We start from the raw sequence: 19,462 nt of genomic DNA on the forward strand, positions 1-19,462 counted from the left end.
ATTGCGCCGTGGCCGATGCGGTTGGTCGGTCGTAGGAGCGGGCTTGCCCCGCGAGCTGCCGGGCACCGGCAGTAAAATCAGGCCCCTTGGCCGTGTCAGGTACCCCACGTTGGCAGGGTTTGCTGCCGCTTCGCGCCAGATCGCGAGCAAGCTTGCTCCTACGCCGTCCGGGCAGAGGCGGGATGGTGGGCAGCCCGGTTTTTTGATTCTGGCCGAATCGCGAAATCACCCACATTTTTGTTTCTGGCCGAATCGTGGGGAGCGCAGCGGCTGTTGATTCAAGTCCAATCGCAAAACCACAGAATCAACAGCACCTCCTAGCGTGCGGCCTGCGAATCGTTCTGCTCGGCCGCCTGCTCGGCCGCCAGGCGAATGGCGTTGAAGTCGGGATCGAAGCCATGGGACACATCGACGTGCTTGTTGAGGATGCCCTCGCGCTGATAGATGTCGGCCGTGTTCTGCAGGCCCTTGATCACGCTGTCATCAATGCTTACGCGTTCCATGCGGGTGTCCTGATTGACGGCCAGGTGCACCGCCAGTGGCAGGCCGGTGACCTTGGTCTGCGCGGCGGCATATTCTTTTGGATGCGCGTTGACCCAGCGATAGGCGCGGTCCAGGCGCACCACGAAGTCATCCAGTTGGGGACGCTTCTGGGCGATGGCCTTGCTGGTTGCGGCCAGGTAAGAGTGATTGGTCAGCAGGTCCGGGCCGTTGGGCAGGATGCGCGCGCCGCTTTGGGTGGCGACGGTGGTGTAGGGCGCCCAGGTGGCCCAGGCATCGGCGTCGCCGTTATCCAGAATCAGCCTTGATTCGCTGGGCAGCAGATAGACGAAATTGACATCGCGGGTTTGCAGCCCGGCTTCGTTGAGTGCGCGAATCGCCAGGTAATGGCCGATGGAACCGCGGCCAGTGACGATGCGTTTGCCCTTGAGGTCGGCGACCGACTTGATCGGTGAGTCGTCGCGCACGATCAGCGCGGTGGTGTAGCGGCCGTTGACGTGAGTGATGCTGATCACTTTCAACGAAGCACCGGCGCCCAACGCGAACACATAAGGCGCATCGCCCAGCGCACCGACATCTACTGCGCCGGCATTCAGGGCCTCACCCAACGGCGAGGCCGAGGGGAATTCGGAGAATCTGATTTCGTAAGGGACATCCTTGAGTTCGCCGGAAACCTCCAGCAGCACCTTGAGTGCTGATTTCTGGTTGGCCACCAGCAACGGTTGCAGCGCGTCGGCCGCTTGGCTGGACTGGCCCAGGGAGAGCGCGAGGAACATCCCCAGCAGTAGCGATCTGGTACGGGTGACGGAAAAGGCGGGCATCAAATGTGTCTCCAGGCGTAGAAGTGGATTCGCGGCCTCCGCCTGGAGAAGGGGTCGGCACGGTGTGTGACGTTATGTCCGTAAGCGGATAACAATCAGCGGTGGGGGAGCTTGCTGGCGATGCATTTCTTCAAAGATGCCTTTGATGCATGTAAGCGCCAGCAAGCCCGGCCCTTGTGTGCACGGCAGCGCGGGGCCCTAGATCACGTTGAAACCATGAGTCCCGTCCCGGCCCAGTTGTGCAACCAGCCCGAACTCCCAATCCAGATACGCCTGCATGGCTTCACGGGGGGCATCGGTGCCTTCATAGGGGCGGCGATAGCGATCGATGCGCGGGGAGGCGAGGTGCGTTTCACCGCTTTGCAGCTCGAACCCGGCGGCGATCCAGCTGGCCGTGCCGTCCCTGAGCACGAATACCGGCTTGCCGGTCAGAGCCTCGACCTCAGGCGCCGCCAGCCTTGCCAGCTTGCTGCTGCCGCAGGTCAGGACATAACGCTCAGCGGCGGGGATTTCCTGCAGCGCGTTGGTCAGATCGGCGCGTAACGTCCACCAGGCCCCGGGAATGTGTTGCTTGACGTAATTGGCACTGGCAGTGAAATCCAGCACTTGCAGGTCCCCCTCGCGTTGCCATTGGCGCAGCGTATCGGCGCTGATCTCTTCGACCTGCACCGATGGCGGAATCGGCGCGTTCCATGCACCTGTTTCGCTGAAGTCTTCAGGTTGCAAACCATCGATCACGAACACTTCCCAGCCCAGCTGCGCAAGCCAGGACGCCGACATGTTGGCGCGCACGCCGTCATCGTCCAGCAGGGCGATCCGCGCGCCGCGCACGCTGGCGTAATGATCGGTCTCCTGCACCAGCTGCCCACCGGGCGTGGAGCGGGCGCCGGGCAGGTGGCCGGCTTCGAATTCTTCCGGCGTGCGCACGTCGAACAGGTAAGTGGTGCGCCGGGCCTCGGTTTGCCAGTTGTGCAGATCGGCGCGGCTGCCACGTTTTACCCTGGCGGTGTCGGCCACCTTGCGGGCGTCACGACGCGCAATCTCCAGGGTCTGGCTGCTGACCGGCGAAAAGCGCCGAGCCTGTCCGTGATCCAGCGTCTGGCCGGCCAGTAGCCAGCCGATGGTGCCGTTGCGCAGCGCCGCTATCGGATTAGGCAGGCCGGCGTTGACCAACGATTGCGTGCCGATGATGCTGCGCGTGCGGCCGGCACAATTGACGATGATGCGGGTGTTGGGGTCGGGCGCCAGCTCACGGGCACGCAGCACCAGTTCGGCCCCGGGCACGCTGACACCGGTGGGAATGCTCATGGTCTGGTATTCATCGAATCGGCGAGCGTCGAGCACCACCACATCGGCGTGGCTGTCGAGCAGCTGCTTGACCTCCTCGGCGGCCAGCGATGGCGTGTGCCGATGATGTTCCACCAGCTCGCCGAACGCCTTGCTCGGCACGTTGACGTCGATGAACAGCTCACCGCCAGCATCGCGCCAGCCCTGCAATCCGCCTTCCAGTGTTTTGACGTCGCTGTAGCCCAGGGCTGACAGGCGCTCAAGCGCCAGCGGGAGCAGGCCTTCACCGTTGTCATACAAGGTGATGGCGGTATCCCGGCGGGGTATGCGCGACAACACCTCCAGCTCCAGTTTCGACAGCGGGATATTGGCCGCAAACAAGGGGTGGGCCTGGGCAAAGGGAGCTTCTTCGCGCACATCCACCAATGCCACCTCCTCACGGGCAAGCAAAGCCTGGCGAATATCGGCAAACGATCGTGTGGATTGAGTCATTGGGCGTGATTCTCTTTGGACAGGTCCCAGATGTTCGGGAGGTAAGCGTTGGAGTAACCGGAGATGAACAATTTTTCGCTACCGTCAGGCTGATACACGGCGCGTTTCACCGCGCCGATATTCGCGCCGTAGACATGAATGCTGATCGACACCTGATCGGCGAAGGCGTTGCTGACCTGATGAATGTCATTGCTGTGCGGCGACAGGGCTTCAACCTGTCCGGGCTCCAGTCGCAAGGGCGCACCTTGGGGTTGCAGTTGGCCGTCAACGCCGCGGGTGAAGCCCTGCGCGTGTTCGGCCCCACGCAGCATGCCGATCAGTCCCCAGACCCGATGATCATGAATCGGCGTGCTTTGGCCCGGACCCCAGACAAAACTGACCACCGAGAAGCGCTGGCGCGAATCCGCATGCAACAGAAACTGCTGATAGCGAGTCGGGTCGGGAGTGGCGAACGCCTCGGGTAACCAGTCATCGTGGCGCACCAGTTGCTGCAAGAGCTTGCCGCCGCGGTGCAGCAGGTCGCCCTCGCCAGGATGGCTGTCGATCAACTCGGCCAGCGCACCAATGAAGGCCCGTAGTCGTTCAGGATGTCGGGGTTGTGTCATGCCGGTTCCAGGTTGGCTGGGGATGGCTAATATAAGCATAATGCTGCAGGTTAATATGCTATTTATTGATGATTAGGTTATAACGAAAAGGCATTTGATAACTCTTGCGCAGGTGGCCGGGGGTATCCCGCGTCAGCGCACGCAATTATGCTTTTTGCCTGTCTTGTTCCCCTTTTACCATGTGCGATCCGAATGAAAATTGATGATATCGACGCCTTTGTGGCGGTGATTCGCTGCCAGTCGATCAGCCACGCCGCTGAATCGCTGGCGCTTACCCAACCGGCCATCACCCGTCGGGTACAGAATTTCGAGCAGGCGCTGGGTGTGGAGCTGTTCGACCGCAACACCAAACCGCTCAAACCAACCGCCATGGGCACTCAGGTGTACCAGAAGTGCCTGGCGATCCTGCGGGAGATGGATTCGCTGCGCGAGCTGGTGGCAAACGATGCGCCGCCCACGGGTGTCCTGCGCCTGGGGGTGCCACAGACCATCGGCGATGTGGTGCTGCTCGATGCGCTCAAGCAACTGCGTGGGCAATTTCCCGACTTGCGGGCCCAGGTGCTCACCGGTTGGGGCAGTCACCTGATCGCCAAGATCGAGAACGCAGAGCTCGATGCCGCCGCTGCACTGTTTCCGGCTGGCAAGATTTTCCCGGAAGGGATCGTTGGCGAGTCCCTAGGCAAGATGGAGCTGGTGGTGGTCTGCGCCAGGGACCGACTGCCGAAAAAACCGGTCAGCCTGGCCGACTGTTACCAACAGGGTTTTGTGCTCAACCCCGACGGTTGCGGGTTTCGCGCGGGATTGCAACGCACCCTGGTCGATCAGGGGCTGAGCCTGAAGGTCAACCTGGAAACCTTTGGCACCGAGCTGCAGCTGGGCTTGGTCGCCGACGGCGCAGGCCTGGGGCTGGTACCTCGTCCGTTGTTTGAGCGCAGTCCACTGCGGGAACAGTTGGCGGTCATGCCCCTCAAGGATTTCAAGCCAGTGCTGGATTTGTGGCTGATCTATCCGCGCTTCCTCGGCAATCTGCAAGCCCCCGTGGCCTTGTTTGGCAGCCTGGTGGCCGAGGCATTGAAGCAGGCGCGCAAAGCTGCGTGATCCTCGCAAACACAGGCCGCGCCGACTGACACGATTTTGCTTCTGGCCGAACGTCGTGGCAAAAGCGTAAGGCTTGGTTTTGATTCCGGGCACAAGCGCTGGGGCATGGCCGAGATCACGCCACCTTTGGCCTGCTTTTGATTCTGGCCGCAGGCCGTCGAAGCTCGGCTACCAGCGATCTGCCGGGCACCGGCAGTAGACCCAGGCGCCTTGTCAGCATCAGCTACACCGCGTTCGCAGGATTGGCTGCCGGTTCCCGGCAGATCGTCGGCAAGCCAGACTCCCACGCCCTCCGGGCAGAAGCGATTCACATCTGCCTTCCTCCGTGCGAAAGCGATCTATATCTGTCGCCCTCTGGGCAGAAACCCTCAACATCTGTCATCCTCCGGGCAGAAGCGATCCACATCTGTCGCCCTCTGGGCGAAAACCCTCTGTCGCGCCGCCTGCTTTTGATTCTGGCCGCAGGCCGTGGGAGCTCGGCTTGCCAGCGATCTGCCGGGCACCGGCAGTAGACTCAGACGCCTTGTCAGCATCAGCTACACCGCGTTCGCAGGATTGGCTGCCGGTTCCCGGCAGATCGTCGGCAAGCCAGACTCCCACGCCCGCCGGCAGAAGCGATTCACATCTGCCATCCTCCGTGCAAAAGCGATCTACATCTGTCGCCCTCTGGGCAGAAACCCTCAACATCTGTCGCGCCGCGTGCTCTTGATTCTGGCCGCAGGCCGTGGGAGCTCGGCTTGCCAGCGATCTGCCGGGCACCGGCAGTAGACCCAGGCGCCTTGTCAGCATCAGCTGCACCGCGTTCGCAGGATTGGCTGCCGGTTCCCGGCAGATCGTCGGCAAGCCAGACTCCCACGCCCGCCGGGCACAAGCGTGGGGCATGGCCGAGATCACGCCACCTTTTCGCGTTTCTCTTGTTCGCGTCTGGCCACCAGCTCGCGGGTCAGGGGGATCAGCTTCTTGCCGTAGTCGATGGCGTCGTCCAGAGGGTCGAAGCCGCGGATCAGAAAGGTGCTGATGCCCAGATCGTAGTAATCGAGCAGCGCTTCGGCGACCTGTTCAGGCGTGCCCACCAGTGAGGTCGAGTTGCCCTTGGCACCGAGCAACCCCGCGATGCCGGTCCACAGGCGCTTATCCAGACGGGCACCTTTGGCCGCCGCGTCCAGCAGGCGCCGCGAGCCTTCGTTCGCCGGGTCGCGACGCTGGAAACCCGAGGCCTGGGCCAACGCCTGGGCACGCTCGAGAATACTGTCGGCACGGGCCCAGGCCTTCTCCTCGGTTTCGGCCAGAATCGGCCTGAGCGACAGGCTGAACCTGATTGTACGTCCGTGCCTGGCGGCCTCGGCGCGTACCTGTTTGACGATGTCCCTGACCTGCTCGTAGGTTTCGCCCCACAAGGCGTAGACATCGGCATGTTTGCCGGCCACCTCGATGGCCGCCTGCGAGGCGCCGCCAAAATACACCGGAATATGCGGTTGTTGAGGGGACTTGACCAGCGAATGGGCGCCTTCGAACTGATAGTAGGTGCCCTGATGATCGAAAGGTTGCTCGGCGGTCCATTCCTGACGCACCACGCTCAGGTACTCGTCCGTGCGCGCGTAGCGCTCGTCCTTGCCGATGAAGCTGCCATCGGCGCGTAATTCCTGGTCGTCCCCGCCAGTGATGATATGCACCGCGATGCGCCCACCATTGAAGACATCGAGTGTGGCGAACTGGCGAGCGGCGACCGTCGGTGAAATGAAACCGGGACGGTGGGCGATGAGGAATTTCAGGCTACGGGTCACGCTGGCGGCGTGGGCTGCGACAAAGGCGCTGTCGGGACTATTGGAGTGGTAGGCCACCAGTGCGCGGTCGAAGCCTGCGTCCTCATGGGCGCGTGCGACTTTTGCGACATACTCCGGCTGGATCGTCGCGCCGCTGCGGGGATGGATTTCCGAGCCGGGCTGCGTGGCGATGTAACCGATGAATTCAACGCTCATGGACAATTCCTTATGTTGATCGAACGACTTGGCGCGGGGCGTTCGCGCTGACGCATGTGAGCAACATAGAGGGCCGGGATGAGTCTGTGAAATTCGATCTGGCGCTAAGCTAATTATAAAAATAATGCATTTAGATTATTTTTAAGATCAGAACTTTTATGAGGAAGGTGCAAAGTTATCCGTAGCAGTCAGCCTGCTCGCGACGCGTCAGTCCAGACGCCTGGGTGCACTGGGCCAGCGCAATCGCGAGCACACTCACTCCTGCAGTGGCCAGGCAGGAGCACGTGGGCCCGCCAGAGATGTCTAGTGCTTGGGCCCGTCCAGCCCCATGGCCAGCAACTGCTTCTCCTGATCCCAATCGAACGGTTCTTCGTTTTCTTCGGCGTCGAAACGACGCTCTTCCAGCGCGGTATAGAGGTCGATTTCTTCATCAGGCATGAAGTGCAGGCAGTCGCCGCCGAAGTACCAGAGCAGGTCGCGCGGCACCAGATGGGCGATCTGCGGGTAGCGCTGTATCACCTGACACAGCAGGTCCTGGCCCAGGTACTGGCTTTCGATCGGTTCTTGCGGCAGCAGCGTCATCAACTCGTCATAACGCTCCAGAAACAGCGCATGACTTTCCTCGGGAACCTGTTCGGCGTCACCGAGCGCGACCAGGATGCCGCGCAGGTGCGTCAGCAGGTTGAGAGTGCGGTCGAGATTGGCGTCGGCCATGATGAAGTCCTCAGAGACAAAAACAGGCGCGGGAGTATAGATCCCTGAGGGGCCTGCCGCTATCTCAATGCCACAAACCGGCCAGATAGCGATGCCCGGCTTCGGTCAGGGCCAGGTGAGAGAACGTGTGATCAGGACTGGTCTGGCGGCTGATGAAGCCGATGAGCAACAGCGTTTGCAGGGTCTGGGTGGGCTTGCCGCTGTGAAGGTCCTCCCCCGAGGCGATTTCAGCGAGCAGGCAACGATGAGACATGCGTTGATCGATCATGATGCGTCCCCTTTGGTGTTTTCTTGTTGTTACCGGGGAGTGTAGGACAATTCTTCGAGGATGGGCAGGCTAGAGCGGCAGACCGAGCACCGTGGCGCATCAAAATCTTTGTAGGAGTGAGCTTGCTCGCGATTGCCTGAGTCAGATTCGATGAGGTACCTGACAAAGCCAATCGCCAGCGAGCTCACTCCTTCATGGGGCGATTTTTATGACGATTAGCGGACTTTCCCCTCTGCCGCTACCAGCTCCTCCTTATCGAAATCATCCACGTCGATGACCTTGCGCCGGGCGCTTTCCGCCGCCCGCAGCTTCTCGGCTTCGGCCGGTTGCAGTACGCCTGCGTTAAGCGCGGCGTCGATGACATGCTCACCGCCAGCCGCCTTGACCTGGCCGCTCTTGAGCCCCTGATGCAGTTTTGCGTGTACGCCTCGGGCAGCTGTCAGCAGGTCGGCGGCATGCTGCAAAGCGCCCACCGGGTCGTTTTCTGCCGTCGGGCGATAGCAGCCTGCAAGCACCGATTCAAGCGCCGGATCGCCTTTGGCCCGGCCGAGAATCCCCGCGACTTCGGCATCCAGTGCGTCCGACGGGCCTTTGTGCCTGCGCCCGAGCGGAAACACGATCACCCGCAGCAGCGCGCCGAGGATGCGGCTAGGGAAGTTACTCAGCAGCTCATCAAGTGCCCGCTCGGACTCGCCCAGCGCTTCTTCCATGGACCAGCGGAACAACGGTGCCAGCGCCTCCTGGTAGTCCAGATCGTGATAGCGCTTGAGCGCCGCCGAGGCCAGATACAGATGGCTGAGGACGTCACCCAGACGTGCCGACAGACGTTCCCGGCGCTTCAGTTCGCCGCCCAGGAGCATCATGCTCAGGTCGGCGAGCATGGCGAAAGCGGCGGCTTGGCGATTGAGCGCGCGGAAATAACCTTGGCTCAGGCGATCGCCCGGCATGCTTTCGAAATGGCCGAAACCCAGATTGAGCACCAGCGTGCTGGCGGCGTTGCGCACCGCAAAGCCGATATGTTGCAGCAGCAGATCGTCGAACTCGATGACGGCGCGGTCCTGGTCTTCGCGTGCGGCCAGGGCCATTTCCTTCAAGACGAAGGGATGGCAGCGGATCGCCCCCTGACCGAAGATCATCAAGTTGCGCGACAGAATGTTTGCGCCTTCGACCGTGATGAAGATCGGCGCACCCTGCCATGAGCGACCCAGGTAGTTGTTCGGGCCCATGATGATGCCCTTGCCGCCATGCACGTCCATGGCGTGGGTGATGCATTCCCGACCGCGCTCGGTCAGGTGGTATTTGAGAATCGCCGACAGCACTGACGGTTTCTCGCCAAGGTCCACTGCGTTGGCGGTCAACATCCGCGCGCTGTCCATCAGCCAGGCGTTACCGCCGATCCGGGCGAGGGACTCCTGGATACCTTCGAAGGCGGCCAGAGGCACGTTGAACTGCTCGCGAATCTGCGTGTACTGGCCAGTCACCAGGCTGGTGTACTTGGCCGCGCCGGTACCCACCGCCGGCAGCGAAATCGAGCGGCCCACCGACAGGCAGTTCATCAGCATCATCCAGCCCTTGCCGAGCATTTCCTGACCGCCGATCAGGTACTCCAGGGGAATGAACACGTCTTTGCCCGAATTGGGGCCGTTCATGAACGCCGCACCCAGCGGCAGGTGACGACGACCGATTTCCACGCCCGCTGTATCGGTCGGGATCAGCGCCAGGCTGATGCCCAGGTCTTCTTCCTCGCCCAGCAGATGCTCGGGGTCGAACGCCTTGAATGCCAGACCGAGCAAGGTCGCGACCGGGCCTAGGGTGATGTAGCGCTTCTCCCAGTTCAGGCGCAGGCCGATGACTTCCTCACCTTGCCACTGGCCCTTGCAGATGATCCCGGTGTCGGGCATCGCGCCGGCGTCGGAACCGGCCAGCGGACCGGTCAGGGCAAAGCAGGGGATGTCGTCGCCGCGCGCCAGCCGCGGAAGGTAATGGTTGCGTTGTTCGTCGGTGCCGTAATGCAACAGCAGTTCGGCAGGGCCCAGCGAATTGGGGACCATGACCGTGGACGCCAGATCGCCACTGCGGGTGGCAAGCTTCATCGCCACTTGCGAGTGCGCATAGGCCGAGAAACCTTTGCCGCCGTACTCCTTGGGGATGATCAAGGCGAAAAAGCCATGTTCCTTGATGTGCGCCCAAGCCTCAGCGGGCAGGTCCATGGCCTGGCCGATTTCCCAGTCGCTGACCATCGCGCACAGTTCTTCAGTCGGGCCGTCGATGAACGCCTGTTCCTCTTCGGTCAACCGGCTTTTCGGGTAGCTGAGCAAGGTGTCCCAATTGGGCCGACCACTGAACAGTTCGCCATCCCACCAGACCGTTCCGGCATCGATCGCATCGCGCTCGGTTTCCGACATCGGCGGCAGAACCTTGCGAAACCAGGCGAACATCGGCTTGCTGAAATACTGGCGACGCAGGTCGGGCAGGGCCAGTGGCAGTGCCACGGCGAGCCACAGTAGCCAGGGAATAATCATCCAGCCGTGGGCATGGCTGAATGCTCCCATCGCCAACAGATAGACCGCCACTATCCCCAGCGCAGGAAAAGCGCCAACGCGCCGATGGGCCAGCCAGGCCACGCCGATCAGCAGAACCACGATCCACAACAACAGCATAAAAATCCCTCCATGATGACGGCGAAAGTGAGCGCCATCGAGAACACAGGCAGCCGCTCTGGCCCGCGCATCGATAGTGACCCCAGGCGGTCAGCGGAGTTCGAGCGCTGGCCGATGCACGTCACGCAGTGGCTCGAATACCCCTGGATCCGCGCTCGGAGTAGACTGCCGCACCACAGGTATATGCCTCTAACCCATCGCTGTCGAACGCAGGAGAACACCCGCATGTTGAAGATCTGGGGCCGCAAAAATTCGTCCAACGTGCGCAAGGCGTTGTGGATTGCCGAGGAACTGGGGCTTGAGTATGAGTCGATCAATGCCGGTGGCGCGTTCGGGCTCAACGATCAGCCTCAATTCCTGGCCAGGAACCCCAACGGCGTAGTGCCGATGATCGAAGATGGCGATTTCGTGCTGTGGGAATCCAACGCCATCGTGCGTTACCTGGCTGGGCAATACGCCCCGGACTCGGCACTTTACCCAGGCAGCGCCAAAGCCCGCGCGCAAGCGGACAAGTGGATGGACTGGACCACGTCGAGCTTTGCCGGTCCGTTTCGCACCGTGTTCTGGGGTGTATTGCGCACGCCAGCCGCGCAGCAGGACTGGCATCAGATCAACGTCGCAAAAGTCACGGTCGAAGGTCTGCTGCGCATCGTCGACAAAGCCCTGGCGGCACAACCGTATCTGTCGGGAGACGCGTTCGGCATGGGTGACATTCCGTTGGGCAGCTTTATTTATGCCTGGTTCGAGATGCCGATTGAACGCATCGACCTGCCTCACCTCAAAGCCTGGTATGAGCGTTTGCAGCAACGCCCGGCGTACCGCAGCGCGGTGATGACGGCACTGACCTGAGGCTGTCAGCGTTAGATTGATATCTACTATCAATAGATCTCGCTGTACTTGCGCGGCCTCGCCAAGCAACATTGACCTTCGCGCCGCGACTGCAACAGATTGTTTCGCAGCAGTCGTTCGGGCTCTGCTCGATGCAGTGACGGCGTGCTTTGTATTCGGTTATTTATCCCTTTTCCTTTTATTGGTGTGTGTTCAGTCATGAGTTCAGCTCTGTCCATCCGGCAGCTAACCAAGACCTACGGCAACGGTTTCCAGGCCCTCAAGGGGATCGACCTGGACGTCGCCGAGGGTGATTTCTTCGCGTTGCTCGGCCCCAACGGTGCCGGCAAATCCACCACCATCGGGATCATCTCGACCCTGGTCAACAAGACCACCGGCACGGTGAACATCTTCGGTCACGACCTGGATCGCAATCCGGCGCAGCTCAAGCGCTCGATCGGCGTGGTGCCGCAAGAGTTCAACTTCAACCAGTTCGAAAAGACCTTCGACATCGTCGTGACCCAGGCCGGTTATTACGGTATCCCGCCGAAGATCGCCAAGGAACGTGCCGAGCAATACCTGACCCAGCTTGGGCTGTGGGACAAACGCAGCGTCCCGTCGCGGTCGCTGTCCGGCGGCATGAAGCGGCGTCTGATGATTGCCCGCGCGCTGATTCACGAACCACGTCTGTTGATTCTCGACGAACCCACCGCCGGTGTGGATATCGAGCTGCGTCGCTCGATGTGGACCTTCCTCACCGAGCTGAACCAGAAAGGCATCACCATCATCCTCACCACGCACTATCTGGAAGAGGCCGAGCAGCTGTGCCGCAACATCGGCATCATCGACCACGGCACCATCATCGAAAACACCGGGATGAAGACGCTGCTCAACACGCTGCATGTCGAGACCTTCCTGCTGGACCTCAAGGACCCGATGTTGACCGCGCCGCAACTCAACGGCTACCCGTCACGGCTGGTGGATAACCACACGCTGGAGGTGCAGGTCGACAAGACCATCGGCATTACCTCGCTGTTCAGCCAGCTGTCGCTGCAGAACGTTCAGGTGCTGAGCCTGCGCAACAAAACCAATCGCCTTGAGGAGCTGTTCGTGGGCCTGGTGGAAAAAAATCTGTCGAAGGTGGCGGTATGAGTTCGGAGCTGCGTCCCAACCTGATCGCCCTCAATACCATCGTTTACCGCGAGGTGCGGCGGTTCATGCGGATCTGGCCGCAGACGCTGCTGCCGCCAGCGATCACCATGGTCCTGTACTTCGTGATCTTCGGTAACCTGATCGGCCGGCAGATCGGCGACATGGGTGGCTTCACCTACATGCAATACATCGTGCCGGGCCTGATCATGATGTCGGTGATCACCAACTCCTACGGCAACGTGGTATCGAGCTTTTTCGGCGCCAAGTTCCAGCGTTCGGTCGAGGAGCTGATGGTCTCACCGGTCTCGCCGCACACGATCCTGATCGGCTTCACCCTTGGCGGTATGCTGCGCGGCTTGATGGTGGGCGTCATCGTGACCATCCTGTCGATGTTCTTCACGGACCTTCAGGTGCACCATCTGGGCGTGACGGTGGTGGTGGTGGTATTGACCGCGACGATCTTCTCGCTGCTGGGCTTCATCAACGCCGTGTTTGCGCGCAACTTCGATGACATCTCGATCATCCCGACCTTCGTGCTGACACCGCTGACCTATCTGGGCGGGGTGTTCTACTCGATCAACCTGCTGCCGCCGTTCTGGCAGACCGTCTCGCTGGCCAACCCGGTGCTGCACATGGTCAACGCCTTCCGTTTCGGGATCCTCGGTGTGTCGGATATCAAGATCAGCGTCGCCCTGGGCTTCATGATCGTGGCGACCGTCGTCCTGTACCTGGGCTGCGCGCGGCTGCTGGTGAGCGGGCGAGGGATGCGCCAATAGCCGATTGATTGCGGTTACCGGCATGGGTACGCACTAATTGTAGGAGCCGGCTTGCTGGCGAACGTGGTGGTGAGTGACAGATGAGTCGGCTGACACAGCGCATTTGCCAGCAAACCGGCTCCTACGGCCTGCGGCCAGAATCAGCGCCAGCCCCGCGCGAACCGTGACTGGCGGTAGCGGCTTTGAAATCGCCGCCGCCGGCAAGCCGGACTGCTACAGACAAACTTGCCAATCATTATCCGCGTTTGGCCTTGCGCCGCCGCCACTGCCGCCCGACCCACCAGCGCCAGTAGCCCATCGTCAGAAAATACCCCGCCACACCCAGGACAATTCCCGCCACCACCGAACCCAGCAAAAACGGCTGCCACAGCGTTGATAGCTGTGCGCTGATCCAGTCCCAGCTCATCTCATCCGGAAAGTGCCGCGGCGGCAGGCCCAGCAGCCATGCGCCGATCTTGTAGGTGCAATAGAACACCGGCGGCATGGTCAGCGGGTTGGTCAGCCAGCACAGGCTGACGGCGATCGGCAGGTTGGCGCGGATCCGGATCGCCATGACTGCCGCCAGCAACATTTGCAGCGGCATCGGCATCAGTGCCGCGAACAACCCGACGCCCATGGCCCTGGCCACAGAGTGCCGATTGAGGTGCCAGAGGTTCGGGTCGTGCAGCAGACGGCCAAGAAAGCGTAAGGATTTGTGTTCCCGGATGCTGTTCGGATCGGGCATGTACCGCTTGATCAGGTGGCGTGGCATACGGAATTCCGGCGATTGGCGGGGAAATTCGGGCAAGTATGCATGGATGCTGGCGGATGGAAATTCAGACATTGTGACAATTAATAAATCCGCGGCCCGGCCAATGGGCTAAGTCAGGAAGGTGAATTTTCATCTGATGACAGGGAAAGCCATATGCGCACCGGGATGCTGGCGCTTGCACTGGGTCTTGTGACCTTGCGTTTTTTACCGGCATTGCCGCCGGTCTGGTTGCTGCTGGCGATGCCGGTCGTCGCGCTGATGCTGCTGCCGTTCAGGACCTATCCGCTGGCCCTGTTCCTGTTCGGGCTGACCTGGGCTTGCGTGTCGGCCAAGTCGGCGCTGGACGATCGCCTGCCGGAAAAACTCGACGGCCAGACCCGTTGGCTGGAGGGCAACGTCGCCGGTCTGCCCAGCGCCGCTGATAGCGTGGTGCGGTTCGAGCTTGAGCAGCCGCGGTCACGACGCACAGCTCTGCCCCAGCGAATCCGTCTTGCCTGGTACGGCGGCCCGACGCTGCAGAGCGGCGAACGCTGGCGCCTGGCGGTCAAGCTCAAACGCCCCGGCGGGCTGGCCAACCCGGGCGCCTTCGATTACCAAGCCTGGCTGTTGAGCCAGGGTATCGGTGCCACGGGCAGCGTGGTGGATGGGCAGTTGCTCAAACCGGCGAAGCGATCCTGGCGCGATGGTGTTCGTCAGCGTTTGCTGGCCGTCGATGCCCATGGGCGCGAGGGTGGCCTGACGGCATTGGTGTTGGGGGATGCTTCGGGCTTGAGTCCGGGCGACTGGAAGGTGTTGCAAGACACCGGCACCGTGCACTTGCTGGTGATTTCCGGCACCCATATCGGCTTGCTGGCGGGCCTTCTTTACGGACTGGTCGCCGGACTGGCGCGTTGGGGGCTGTGGCCGCAGTGGGTGCCGTGGCTGCCAGCTGCCTGTACGTTGGCGTTGGCCGGTGCGCTGGTGTATGGCTATCTGGCCGGCTTCGACGTGCCGGTACAGCGCGCCTGCATAATGCTCGCACTGGTGTTGTTGTGGCGCTTGCGCTTTCGTCATCTTGGCGCACTCTTGCCGTTCTTGATCTCGCTCAACCTGGTGTTGATCGCTGACCCCTTGATCAGTCTGCGCCCTGGCTTCTGGCTGTCCTTCGGGGCGGTGGCGATCCTGATGCTGATTTTCGGCGCCCGCCTGGGCGCCTGGCACTGGCTGCACGGCTGGTCGCGGGCGCAGTGGCTGATCGCCCTGGGACTGCTGCCGCTATTGCTGATCCTGAACCTGCCGGTCAGCCTGAGTGGGCCACTGGTCAATCTGCTCGCAGTGCCTTGGATCGGTGTTTTCATCCTGCCGCTGGCCCTGTTGGGCACCCTGTTTCTGCTCATCCCCCCGATTGGCCAGGGCATGCTCTGGCTGGCAGGCGGCTCGATGGACTGGCTTTTTCGCGCACTTGCCCTGATGGCCGACGCCGCCCCTGCCTGGATCGGGCCTGCTACGCCGGTCTGGGTCTGGCCCGTCAGCCTGTTCGGTGCGTTGTTGCTGTTGTTGCCCGCTGGCGTGCCGTTGCGTCCTCTGGGTTGGCCGATGCTGCTGCTGTGCGTATTCGCGCCACAAAAGAGCATTGCGCCGGGGCAGGTTCAGGTGTTGCAACTGGATGTCGGTCAGGGGTTGGGCATTTTGCTGCGCACTCGCGGACACACGCTGTTGTACGACGCAGGGCCGCGCGTCGGCGAGTTCGATATCGGTGAGCGCGTAGTGCTGCCGGCGATACGCCGCGCCGGTGTCGGTCACCTGGACATGATGCTGCTCAGCCACGCTCACGATGACCACACCGGCGGCGCCCAGGCAATCATCCAGGCGTTGCCGGTGCGCAGGACAGTGGCGGGCGACGCCGGGCGAATGCCGGTGCAACTATCCATAGAGCCGTGCCGAAATGGCCAGACCTGGACCTGGGATGAGGTCAAGTTCGCCACCTGGATATGGGAACAGGCCGGCGACAGCAATCAGGCTTCCTGCGTACTGAGCGTGGAGGCGGGCGGGGAGCGTCTGCTGTTGACCGGTGACATCGATGTGCATGCCGAGCGGGCGATGATCGAGCAAGGCTTCGATGTCCGCGCCGACTGGCTGCAGGCGCCCCACCATGGCAGCCGCACGTCTTCATCAATGAGGTTGCTCAAGGCCGTGGCGCCGCGTGGCGTGTTGATTTCTCGCGGCCGCGGCAACGCCTTCGGCCACCCGCACCCCCAGGTGATATCGCGCTACCGCTCGCTGGGCATTGAAACCTTCGACAGTGCTGAGCAGGGTGCCATCACTCTGCAATTGGGCGCTTTCGAACCACCGCGCAGTGAACGTGATGTGCGCCGCTTCTGGCGAGAATGAAATGCCGGTTATTCATCGCCGGGTTCGGCGACCCAGCGACGCTATGTTAGAGTGGCGCCACTTTTTTTCAGGGGGTGGTCGCTGTGTGGGAGCTGGTCAAATCTGGTGGCTGGATGATGCTACCGATCATTTTGAGTTCCATTGCCGCCGTCGGGATCATCATCGAGCGGCTATGGACCTTGCGCGCCAGCCGCATTACGCCACCGCATCTGCTCGGTCAGGTGTGGCGCTGGATTCAGGACAAGCAACTGAGCAACGAAAAGCTCAAGGAGCTGCGCGCCGACTCGCCGCTGGGTGAGATCCTGGCCGCAGGCCTTGCCAACTCACGGCATGGTCGCGAGATCATGAAAGAGTGCATCGAGGAAGCTGCCGCCCGCGTCATTCACGAGCTGGAGCGTTACCTGGCGACCCTTGGCACCATCGCCGCCATGGCGCCTTTGCTGGGTCTGCTGGGGACCGTGCTGGGGATGATCGATATTTTCAGTTCGTTCACCAGCACCGGCATGACGGGTAACGCCGGAATGCTTGCCAGCGGCATCGCCAAAGCGCTGATCTGTACCGCTTCAGGCCTGACCGTAGCGATCCCGACGATCTTCTTCCATCGCTATCTGCAAAACCGCGTCGACGAGCTGGTGGTCGGCATGGAGCAGGAAGCCATCAAACTGGTAGAAGTGGTGCAGGGTGACCGTGATGTCGACCTGACCGACGCCAAGCCCGACCTCAAGGCTGCCGCTCGGGGCGAGGGCAGGAAGAAGTGAAATTCCGTCGCCGCAAACCTCGGGAGACCATCGACATCAACCTGGTGTCGCTGATCGACGTGGTGTTCATCCTGCTGCTGTTCTTTGTGGTCACCACCACGTTCACCCGCGAAACCCAGATGCGTGTGGATCTGCCGCAATCGGTGACCGGCGCCTCGGATGATGACGCCGACAAGAAGCATGTCGACATCACCATCAATGCCGATGGCGTCTATTCGGTGAACAACACGCTGCTGGCCGACAGCAAGCTGGACACGCTGATCGACGCGTTGCAGAAGGAGTCGGGTGGCGACACCAGCCTGCCGCTGTCCATCAGCGCTGACGGCAAGACCCCGCACCAGTCGGTAATCACCGCCATGGATGCCGCCGGCAAGCTGGGTTTCGCCCATTTGCGCATGACCACCGTCGAGGCCGCATCGGCTAACTGATGGCACTCACCGACCGCTTGCTCGACGCCTGGTACAACGGTCATCCGGCCCTGGCGCTGTTGCGGCCGCTGGAAGCCTTGTACCGCCGCGTGGTGAACGGCAAGCGTGCGCGTTTCGTCGCCGGACAGGGCGATATCTACAAGGCGCCGGTGCCGGTGATTGTCGTTGGCAATATCACCGTGGGCGGCACCGGCAAGACCCCGATGATTCTCTGGATGATCGACTACTGCCGCCGGCGCGGGCTGCGCGTGGGCGTGGTCAGCCGCGGTTATGGCGCCAAACCGCCGAGCCTGCCGTGGCGGGTCCACGCGGGACAAAGCGCCGAGCAGGCGGGCGACGAGCCACTGTTGATCGTCAAGCGTAGCGGCGTGCCGTTGATGATCGACCCCGATCGAGCCCAGGCCGTGCGCGGTCTGCTGGCGCAAGAGCCACTTGATCTGATTCTTTGCGACGACGGTCTGCAGCACTATCGGCTGGCTCGGGACCTGGAACTGGTACTCATTGACGCCGCACGCGGGCTGGGCAATGGTCGTTGTCTGCCTGCCGGCCCTCTGCGTGAGCCCGTCGAGCGTCTGCACAGTGTCGATGCGCTGCTGTACAACGGCGCCCATGACGATCGCGCAGACGGTTACGGCTTCACCCTGCAGCCCACCGCGCTGGTCAACCTGCTGAGCGGTGTACGCCAGCCCGTCGATTTTTTTCCGCACGGCCAGGCGCTGCACGCGGTGGCCGGCATTGGTAATCCGCAACGTTTCTTCAACACCCTCGAAGGACTACACTGGCGGCCTGTTGCACATGCGTTCGCCGATCATGCCGTGTTCAGTGCTCAAGCACTGGCGTTCACGCCGGTTCTGCCGTTGGTAATGACTGAGAAGGATGCCGTGAAATGCGCATCCTTCGCGGCGCCCGACTGGTGGTACCTGGCCGTCGAAGCCGTGCCCTCGCAGGCCTTCGTCAGTTGGTTCGATTCGCAGTTAACCCGTCTTTTGCCATGACCGCTCAGGATTCCCTATGGACACCAAATTGCTCGACATCCTCGCTTGCCCGATCTGCAAAGGTCCGCTCAAGCTCAGCGCCGACAAGACCGAACTGATCAGCAAGGGTGCAGGCCTGGCCTTCCCGATTCGCGACGGCATTCCGGTCATGCTCGAAAGCGAAGCCCGTACCCTGACCACTGACGAGCGTCTGGACAAATGACTGCAGCGTTTACCGTTGTCATTCCTGCTCGTTACGGCTCCAGCCGCTTTCCCGGCAAGCCGTTGAAAACCATCGCCGGCAAGCCAATGATCCAGCATGTCTGGGAGCAGGCGTGCAAAAGCAGCGCTGAGCGTGTGGTGATTGCCACTGACGATGCGCGGATCCTGCAAGCCTGTCAGGCTTTCGGCGCCGAAGTGCTGATGACCCGCGACGACCATAACTCCGGCACCGACCGGCTGGCCGAGGTCGCCTCGCTGCTGGGCCTGGCCAATGACGCTATCGTGGTCAACGTGCAGGGCGATGAGCCGATGATTCCTCCGGCGGTGATCGATCAGGTCGCCGATAACCTGGCCGCGCACCCCGAGGCGCGCATGTCGACGCTGGCCGAGCCCATTGATGATGTGACCTCGCTGTTCAATCCCAACGTGGTCAAGGTCTGCTCCGACATCAACGGCCTTGCCCTGACGTTCAGCCGCGCGCCGCTGCCATGGGCGCGTGACGCACTGGCCAGAAGTCGCGATGAGCTGCCTGAGGGCGTGCCCTATCGCCGGCACATCGGGATTTACGCCTACCGCGCCGGCTTCCTGCATGACTTCGTCAGTTGGGGCCCGTGCTGGCTGGAAAACACCGAAAACCTCGAACAGCTGCGTGCCCTGTGGCATGGCGTGCGGATTCACGTCGCCGATGCGCTGGAGGCGCCGCCTGCCGGTGTCGACACCGCCGAAGACCTGGAACGCGTCAGACGCTTGCTGGAGGTTTGACCGTGATGCATTGCCC

The 19,462-nt window shown here is 61.9% G+C and carries 18 protein-coding genes; 10 read left to right on the top strand and 8 right to left on the bottom strand.

All coding sequences use genetic code 11. The features are described 5' to 3' along the window. Positions 1 to 317: 317 nt before the first annotated feature. From ACI2KS_RS22535 to ACI2KS_RS22545, 3 genes are all read right to left on the bottom strand, one after another. On the bottom strand, positions 318 to 1,325 hold the full coding sequence (locus ACI2KS_RS22535) for an ABC transporter substrate-binding protein (protein WP_404623219.1): 1,008 nt from the start codon (positions 1,323 to 1,325) through the stop codon (positions 318 to 320). Between the two features lie 195 nt (positions 1,326 to 1,520). Next, positions 1,521 to 3,101 carry a rhodanese-related sulfurtransferase gene (locus ACI2KS_RS22540; RefSeq protein WP_404623220.1) on the bottom strand — a complete coding sequence of 527 codons (1,581 nt, stop codon included), beginning with the start codon at positions 3,099 to 3,101 and terminating at the stop codon, positions 1,521 to 1,523. Continuing rightward, on the bottom strand, positions 3,098 to 3,706 hold the full coding sequence (locus ACI2KS_RS22545; RefSeq protein WP_404623221.1) for a cysteine dioxygenase: 609 nt from the start codon (positions 3,704 to 3,706) through the stop codon (positions 3,098 to 3,100). Before ACI2KS_RS22545 ends, ACI2KS_RS22540 begins: the two co-directional genes overlap by 4 nt. A gap of 192 nt (positions 3,707 to 3,898) precedes the next feature. Between ACI2KS_RS22545 and ACI2KS_RS22550 the strand changes: the two genes are divergently transcribed. Next, a complete protein-coding gene (locus ACI2KS_RS22550; RefSeq protein ID WP_404623222.1) occupies positions 3,899 to 4,804 on the top strand; it encodes a LysR family transcriptional regulator in 906 nt (301 codons plus the stop codon). 890 nt (positions 4,805 to 5,694) lie between these two features. On the opposite strand, the gene ACI2KS_RS22555 is transcribed toward ACI2KS_RS22550, so the two are convergent. The 4 genes from ACI2KS_RS22555 to ACI2KS_RS22570 all read right to left on the bottom strand — a co-directional run bounded on the left by ACI2KS_RS22555 (position 5,695) and on the right by ACI2KS_RS22570 (position 10,425). Further along, positions 5,695 to 6,783: an LLM class flavin-dependent oxidoreductase gene (locus tag ACI2KS_RS22555; RefSeq protein ID WP_404623223.1), complete on the bottom strand. Its 1,089-nt coding sequence runs from the start codon at positions 6,781 to 6,783 to the stop codon at positions 5,695 to 5,697. A 303-nt stretch (positions 6,784 to 7,086) separates the two neighbouring features. Then, positions 7,087 to 7,497 carry a PA2817 family protein gene (locus ACI2KS_RS22560; RefSeq protein ID WP_404623224.1) on the bottom strand — a complete coding sequence of 137 codons (411 nt, stop codon included), beginning with the start codon at positions 7,495 to 7,497 and terminating at the stop codon, positions 7,087 to 7,089. A gap of 64 nt (positions 7,498 to 7,561) precedes the next feature. Next, positions 7,562 to 7,765 (bottom strand): hypothetical protein, encoded by a 204-nt coding sequence (locus tag ACI2KS_RS22565; RefSeq protein WP_404623225.1) that lies wholly within the window; start codon positions 7,763 to 7,765, stop codon positions 7,562 to 7,564. Positions 7,766 to 7,980: 215 nt separating this feature from the next. Then, positions 7,981 to 10,425, bottom strand: a complete 2,445-nt coding sequence (locus ACI2KS_RS22570) for an acyl-CoA dehydrogenase (protein ID WP_404623226.1) — start codon at positions 10,423 to 10,425, stop codon at positions 7,981 to 7,983. Positions 10,426 to 10,650: 225 nt separating this feature from the next. On the opposite strand from ACI2KS_RS22570, the gene ACI2KS_RS22575 reads away from it, so the two are divergent. The 3 genes from ACI2KS_RS22575 to ACI2KS_RS22585 all read left to right on the top strand — a co-directional run bounded on the left by ACI2KS_RS22575 (position 10,651) and on the right by ACI2KS_RS22585 (position 13,181). Then, entirely contained in the window at positions 10,651 to 11,274 is a 624-nt protein-coding gene (locus ACI2KS_RS22575) for a glutathione S-transferase family protein (RefSeq protein WP_404623227.1), read from the top strand. A gap of 198 nt (positions 11,275 to 11,472) precedes the next feature. Next, entirely contained in the window at positions 11,473 to 12,405 is a 933-nt protein-coding gene (locus tag ACI2KS_RS22580) for an ABC transporter ATP-binding protein (RefSeq protein ID WP_404623228.1), read from the top strand. Next, the gene (locus tag ACI2KS_RS22585) at positions 12,402 to 13,181 is read left to right on the top strand and encodes an ABC transporter permease (RefSeq protein WP_404623229.1); all 780 of its coding nucleotides are present in this window, start codon (positions 12,402 to 12,404) and stop codon (positions 13,179 to 13,181) included. Before ACI2KS_RS22580 ends, ACI2KS_RS22585 begins: the two co-directional genes overlap by 4 nt. Positions 13,182 to 13,416: 235 nt before the next feature. Here ACI2KS_RS22585 and ACI2KS_RS22590 read toward each other — a convergent pair whose 3' ends face one another. Continuing rightward, complete coding sequence (locus tag ACI2KS_RS22590; protein WP_404623230.1) at positions 13,417 to 13,932, bottom strand: DUF2062 domain-containing protein; 516 nt, start codon at positions 13,930 to 13,932, stop codon at positions 13,417 to 13,419. A gap of 153 nt (positions 13,933 to 14,085) precedes the next feature. Between ACI2KS_RS22590 and ACI2KS_RS22595 the strand changes: the two genes are divergently transcribed. The 6 genes from ACI2KS_RS22595 (at position 14,086) to kdsB (ending at position 19,446) form a co-directional block, all read left to right on the top strand. Then, entirely contained in the window at positions 14,086 to 16,302 is a 2,217-nt protein-coding gene (locus ACI2KS_RS22595; protein ID WP_404623231.1) for a DNA internalization-related competence protein ComEC/Rec2, read from the top strand. Between the two features lie 83 nt (positions 16,303 to 16,385). Then, positions 16,386 to 17,060, top strand: a complete 675-nt coding sequence (locus tag ACI2KS_RS22600) for a MotA/TolQ/ExbB proton channel family protein (protein WP_404623232.1) — start codon at positions 16,386 to 16,388, stop codon at positions 17,058 to 17,060. After that, positions 17,057 to 17,488: an ExbD/TolR family protein gene (locus tag ACI2KS_RS22605; RefSeq protein ID WP_404623233.1), complete on the top strand. Its 432-nt coding sequence runs from the start codon at positions 17,057 to 17,059 to the stop codon at positions 17,486 to 17,488. The genes ACI2KS_RS22600 and ACI2KS_RS22605 overlap by 4 nt, the downstream gene beginning before the upstream one ends. Continuing rightward, positions 17,488 to 18,483: a tetraacyldisaccharide 4'-kinase gene (lpxK, locus tag ACI2KS_RS22610; protein WP_404623234.1), complete on the top strand. Its 996-nt coding sequence runs from the start codon at positions 17,488 to 17,490 to the stop codon at positions 18,481 to 18,483. The genes ACI2KS_RS22605 and lpxK overlap by 1 nt, the downstream gene beginning before the upstream one ends. Before the next feature lie 16 nt (positions 18,484 to 18,499). Then, positions 18,500 to 18,685 (top strand): Trm112 family protein, encoded by a 186-nt coding sequence (locus ACI2KS_RS22615; protein ID WP_087265487.1) that lies wholly within the window; start codon positions 18,500 to 18,502, stop codon positions 18,683 to 18,685. After that, a complete protein-coding gene (gene kdsB, locus ACI2KS_RS22620) occupies positions 18,682 to 19,446 on the top strand; it encodes a 3-deoxy-manno-octulosonate cytidylyltransferase (protein WP_404623235.1) in 765 nt (254 codons plus the stop codon). Before ACI2KS_RS22615 ends, kdsB begins: the two co-directional genes overlap by 4 nt. Positions 19,447 to 19,462: the final 16 nt, after the last annotated feature.

Origin of the sequence: Pseudomonas sp. NPDC087358 (genome assembly GCF_044900785.1) — a bacterium.
In the GTDB taxonomy this organism is placed as follows: Bacteria; Pseudomonadota; Gammaproteobacteria; order Pseudomonadales; family Pseudomonadaceae; genus Aquipseudomonas.